Genomic DNA, 5067 nt, shown 5'->3' on the forward strand with positions numbered 1-5067 from the left:
ACGGCTCGATTCCCCCGCGATAGCTTTGATGTGAAGACAGCAGGAAAGCGCAGTGCGGGAAATCTGCATGCTGCGTTCGACGAGGCCGGAGTGTCGCGTCTGCGCTCGTGATACCCGTCGGGTCGATCCCTCGCCGACGGGACTCGCGCAGGGCGACAACCTTCTCAGCCCGGGCCGTCCCGCTCCGGGTCGCTGCTCCGCCTCGAGTAGCGCCGTTGGCGCACTCGGGCTACGCACGACCCTACGACGAATGACTCTACGGCGTGTGTGACTGCGCTTTGCATATTGCCTTCACGACGAAGGACTGACGTCCTTCGTCATTACGGCAATACGCACGCGCACACACCTACCCGGGACTACCGGCCTCGCGCTTTGCGCTTCCCTGGCCGGCAGCGGGGGCCAGGGGCGACCCTGGCCTCTACTCTACCGGTTCTAGTTGCCGAATCTAGGTTGAGTCGTGGTCGAGACTTGCCGAGGCCGAGCGGAGAGACTCGCCGGGGCGTCCGGTCCCAAGCGTCCGCGAGTCCATCCAAGTCGAGCAGCGATAAGCCGCGCCCCGAGGCGCTCGCTCGGTCCAGATTCCAGGTTCGCGCCGTTCAACCCGCCGGAGACGCGCCTGATGGAGACCTGCGGCCCGCCTCGGTTGGACCTGCCGTTCATCCTCCTCGCGATGCTCCGCCTCGCGGCGGTGGCCTGGGCCATCGGCCTCTCTGTCAGCCTCGACTCGACCAGCGTCTGGGTCGGCTGCGCCGCGATCGCGATCCCGGTGCTCGGGATGATGACCGGCCCTGCGTATCTGAAGCGGTTCGGCTTCTATCTGCAGGAAAGCGGGGAGTTCTCGACGGTCACGTGCGACACCGTCGAGGACAGCATGCCGTTCGCCATCTTCGATAAGATCGCGCATGCGGAATGGAACAGGCTGCTGTTCGCCTATGGCGTTGTCCTGTGCGTCTGCGGGCTCGGGATCATCGGATACTTGGAGCTGCGATCCCAGGTCGCCTATGGCGGCCTCGGACCGACGCCTGCAAAGGCCCTGTTCGGCATCCTCTCGGCCGAGGTGGACAACATCCCGGTCATCTTCGCCATGCCGACGATGAGCTCGCAGATGTCTGGAGGTTGATGCCTGGTGAAGCCCGGAGTACGCGCCTTCCTTGGAGTCGTTCGATCTCTCGCCATCTACTACGTCGGGCTCAGGCGGCATCGCGCCATGGATCGACTCTACCGCGGCTTCGTCCGCCCCGGCGCTCTGGTCTTCGATGTCGGCAGTCACGTGGGTGACCGGATCGCCTCCTTCCGGAGGCTGGAGGCGCGTGTCGTGGCGGTCGAGCCTCAGGCGGCGTTATGCCGTGTCTTGCGGCTGATCTACGGCCGCGACCCCCGCGTGGACATCGTGACCGCGGCGGTCGGCGGCGCGACAGGCGAGGCGGAGCTCCACGTCAACCTGCTCAACCCTACCGTCAGCACGGCCTCTCCCGCCTTCATCGAGGCGGCCCGGAGCGCTTCGGGCTGGGAGAGCCAGGTTTGGGAGCGGAGAGCGCGTGTGCTACAGGTGTCGCTCGACGATCTCATCGCCGAGCATGGCCGGCCGGCTTTCATCAAGATCGACGTGGAGGGGCGGGAGGCCGATGCGCTGGCCGGCCTGAGCGTCCCGGTCGCTGCCCTATCCTTCGAGTTCACGACCCTGCAGCCTGAGCTCGTTCCGCATTGTCTGGAGCGGTGCCGTGACTTGGGACCCTATCGCTTCAACGCCGCGCTAGGGGAGACACAGCGCTTGGTGCATGAGTCCTGGCTGTCGGCCGAGGCGATGGCCGATTGGGTCGCCGGCCTTCCGCACGCTGCGAATTCGGGGGATATCTATGCGCGGCATAAGCAGGATTGAGAGGGATTCACGCTGGCGAAGCCTCGCGGCCTGCCGCCGCGCCATGGGCCGGGTCTTCATCCCGGTGCCTGGCACAGGACGCTCAGGGCGCGTCGATTTCTAGGGAATCACCACTTGTCGAACGGGGTATTCCTTGTGTTCTCGAATGATGTAGCAACCCTCGGACTGGAAGCGCGATTCCTCATTCTGGTCTGGGCGCCCCTCCTGGCCTCGCGACTTGAGCGCGACCGATTCGGTTCGCCCTGAAGTCGCCTGTAGTCCAGTCCGCGACCTACCAGACGTCCTGGACCAGATGGCTTTCCAGTGACTTTACGTCTCATCCTGTCTTGGGCGTACGGTTCGCTTGGTGGGTTGGCTGAGCCGGCGTCACACTGAACAAGGGGCAACACATGATTCAAGTCTCTTACGTTAGCCGTTCCAAGGAGGCCATGACACCCGAAAAGCTGCTAGGCCTGCTCCTGGAGTGTCGTAGAAGAAACCAAGCCCTTGGGGTGACGGGTCTGCTGCTCTATGGTAACGGGACCTTCTTGCAGGCGATCGAGGGCGATGACGAGGTAATCGATGAGCTGGTGTCGACCATCCTCAAGGATTCCCGCCACGAAAATGTACAGGTGCTCAGCCGCAAGTCGATCACCGAGCGCGAGTACGCCGAATGGAGCATGGGCTTCGAACAGGTTTCTGGAGAAGACTTGGGTCAGGTCGAGGGCCTCGCGAGCTTCGAGCCTGACGACTTCACCTTCGAATACCTCTCCGGGAACGCGCCAGTCGTGGACTCCCTGCTCCAGCACTACCGCGAGCCCCATTGGGACCAGATCATCGGTGAGCTCGACGCAAAGGATCGCGTCATTCGTCACCTCGAAGAAGCGCTTGCACGGGTCCGCGGCCGCGCCCAGATCACCCGTCTAGCCCTCGAGGGGATCACCGAGGCGATCCGGCAAGGTAAGGCGGGCGGGTCCGTGCTCCAGTTATGCGAGGCGACCTTGGAATCACTGCGGCCGGCGAGAGAACATTGACGGTTCCGCAAAGGAGATGTCCGTTTCCTGTCTTCCGATCCGGGGCTCTGATGAGGCCGCTCTGGCAGCATCGGCCGCTTGACGAAGCCCGCTCCCTGCGCCTGAGGGCCAGCCGCGCGGTCGACCCAATGCAGATGCTGGGAGCGATCGGGGTCGTCGAGCGGGGCTTCATCGCCGAGGTCCCTAAGCGGGAGCCGCGTGATCAGAGCAGGGGAGTGCGAAACGGCTCCTGAGGAGGCGGAACGGGGCGCCTTCAATGCACTGGGGCCTCCTAGGGTTCTGCCGGGTCGCTAACGACCACCTGGATGCGGCCCTGCGCCTTGGCACTGTAGAGCCGTTCGTCGGCGCGTCGCAGCAGGGCCTCAATGTGGTCGTCGCGCAGACACTCTGCCACCCCGAAGCTTGCGGTCAATCTGCCGACCAAGGGGTGATCGATCTCCTGGACGGCGTCCCGGAGCTTGGTCGCGACCTTGACGCTATCGGCCTCGGCAGTGGCGGTGCAGATCACCAGAAACTCCTCGCCGCCCCAGCGCCCGACGAGGTCCAGCTTGCGTAGGTTCTCGGCCAGGGTGACGGCCACGGTGCGCAGCATGCGGTCGCCCGTGTCGTGTCCGTGCGTATCGTTGATGGCCTTGAAACGATCCAGGTCCAGCATGATCAGAGAGAACGGCCGGCCGTAGCGGCGAAAGCGCTGCAGCTCCAGCTCGAGCGCGCCCTGGAGCTTGAGGCGGTTGCAGAGGCCGGTGAGGGCGTCGGTCGTGGCCAGGTGCTCGAGCTCGCGGGTCTTGAGCGCGAGCTCCGCGTGGGCCTCGGCCAGCCGGTTCTGGATCTCCTTGGGCTGAGTAATGTCGACCGCGATGGAGTACTTGACGATGCGTCCGTCGGGCCAGCTCATCGCCTTCTCCTGGAGCTGATACCAACGGTCGTTGGCGTCGTTGAAGTGCTCGAGGATCTCCGTGCGGTCGTTGGGACGGCCCTCGGCATCGAGCAGCTTGCTGACCCGGCAGAAGGCGCACTTGGCCTCTTGATGATAGATGGTCTGCCAACATGGGCCGTCGGCGCCGACCTTCCAGCCGATACGCTCGCGCATGCAGACGTTCATGTAGACGATCTCGTCGGTCTTGACGTCGCTGACGTAGACGGCGAAGGGAATGACATCGAAGAGGCTTTGGAAGAGGCTGTTCTCGATCGTGAGCGGTACTTGGCGACGGCCTTGTCGATGACGTCGCGGAGCTTCTCCTCCCTGATCGGCTTCAGCACATAACCCTTGGCGCCCGCATCGATGGCGTTGAGCACCATTTGCTCCTGGCCGTAGGAGGTGACCATGAGGATCGGGGCCCCGGCATCGAGCGCCATGATCCGACGCGTCGCCTCGATGCCGTCCGTGTCCGGCATGGTGATGTCCATACGGACGACGTCGGGGCGCTTCTCGGGGTAGGCCGCTACCGCCTCGCTACCGGTGCCAGGGCGAGCGCGTATAAAATCTTGCAAATAGAGCCAGTTGCGGCAATCTGCCGAGAACCAACTCTCGGGAGATTCTCATGTCCGTCAGTCTGATCGAGCACTTTGCTCCCCTTCACGACCCCCGGGTCGAACGCAACAAACTGTATCCGCTCATGGAGATTCTGCTGCTCGTTGTCTGTGCGACGCTCAGCGGCGCCGAGGGTTGGGAGGCCATGGAGGAGTTTGGCAAAGAGAAACTCGACTGGCTGCGCCGATTCGCGCCGTTCGCTAACGGGATCCCCTCGCATGACTGCATCGCCAGCGTCATCTCGCGCCTGAATCCAAAGCTCTTTCAAACCTGTTTTATCAACTGGACCACGGCGATCAGCGCGGCGACCGAGGGCGACATTGTCGCGGTCGACGGGAAAACGGCGCGCGGCTCACGCAATCAACGCCGTGGCAAAGCCGCTTTGCACATGGTCAGCGCTTGGGGAAGTCGTAACCGATTGGTCCTGGGGCAAGAAGCCACCGAAGAGAAATCCAACGAAATCACGGCGATTCCCAAATTGCTCGAGCTTCTCGAGTTGAAGGGGGCCATCGTCACCATCGATGCGATGGGCTGTCAGACCAAGATCGCCGAGCAGATCGTCGATCAGGGTGCAGACTATGTGCTCGGCCTCAAGGGCAACCAGGGCACGCTCCACGAGGAGGTCGCGGATTTCTTCACCACCG

General features: G+C 63.6%; 5 protein-coding genes and 1 pseudogene. 4 read left to right on the top strand and 2 right to left on the bottom strand.

Annotated elements, in window-relative coordinates:
• Nucleotides 1–643: 643 nt before the first annotated feature.
• From nhaD to G3446_RS25530, 3 genes are all read left to right on the top strand, one after another.
• Nucleotides 644–1120: a sodium:proton antiporter NhaD gene (gene nhaD / locus G3446_RS25520; protein WP_164456484.1), complete on the top strand. Its 477-nt coding sequence runs from the start codon at nucleotides 644–646 to the stop codon at nucleotides 1118–1120.
• Nucleotides 1121–1207: 87 nt separating this feature from the next.
• Nucleotides 1208–1879 (top strand): FkbM family methyltransferase, encoded by a 672-nt coding sequence (locus G3446_RS25525; RefSeq protein ID WP_164456485.1) that lies wholly within the window; start codon nucleotides 1208–1210, stop codon nucleotides 1877–1879.
• 389 nt (nucleotides 1880–2268) lie between these two features.
• Nucleotides 2269–2892, top strand: a complete 624-nt coding sequence (locus G3446_RS25530; RefSeq protein WP_280818892.1) for a BLUF domain-containing protein — start codon at nucleotides 2269–2271, stop codon at nucleotides 2890–2892.
• Between the two features lie 271 nt (nucleotides 2893–3163).
• On the opposite strand, the gene G3446_RS25535 is transcribed toward G3446_RS25530, so the two are convergent.
• Complete coding sequence (locus tag G3446_RS25535; RefSeq protein WP_164456487.1) at nucleotides 3164–3994, bottom strand: GGDEF domain-containing protein; 831 nt, start codon at nucleotides 3992–3994, stop codon at nucleotides 3164–3166.
• Nucleotides 3991–4386, bottom strand: a pseudogene (locus G3446_RS25540) (response regulator); the annotation flags it as partial. The gene G3446_RS25535 and the pseudogene G3446_RS25540, both read right to left, overlap by 4 nt.
• Nucleotides 4387–4433: 47 nt before the next feature.
• Here G3446_RS25540 and G3446_RS25545 point away from each other — a divergent pair.
• The coding region (locus tag G3446_RS25545) for an ISAs1 family transposase (RefSeq protein ID WP_164456489.1) at nucleotides 4434–5067 on the top strand (634 nt) is incomplete at its 3' end.

It is taken from the genome of Thiorhodococcus minor, assembly GCF_010820565.1.
Taxonomy (GTDB): Bacteria; Pseudomonadota; Gammaproteobacteria; order Chromatiales; family Chromatiaceae; genus Thiorhodococcus; species Thiorhodococcus minor.

Excerpts from the sequence above, each read along its gene's own strand:
- G3446_RS25525 (WP_164456485.1), top strand. The coding sequence starts at position 1,208 with ATGGATCGACTCTACCGCGGCTTCGTCCGCCCCGGCGCTCTGGTCTTC.
- G3446_RS25530 (WP_280818892.1), top strand. The coding sequence starts at position 2,269 with ATGATTCAAGTCTCTTACGTTAGCCGTTCCAAGGAGGCCATGACACCC.
- G3446_RS25535 (WP_164456487.1), bottom strand. The coding sequence starts at position 3,994 with ATGAACGTCTGCATGCGCGAGCGTATCGGCTGGAAGGTCGGCGCCGAC.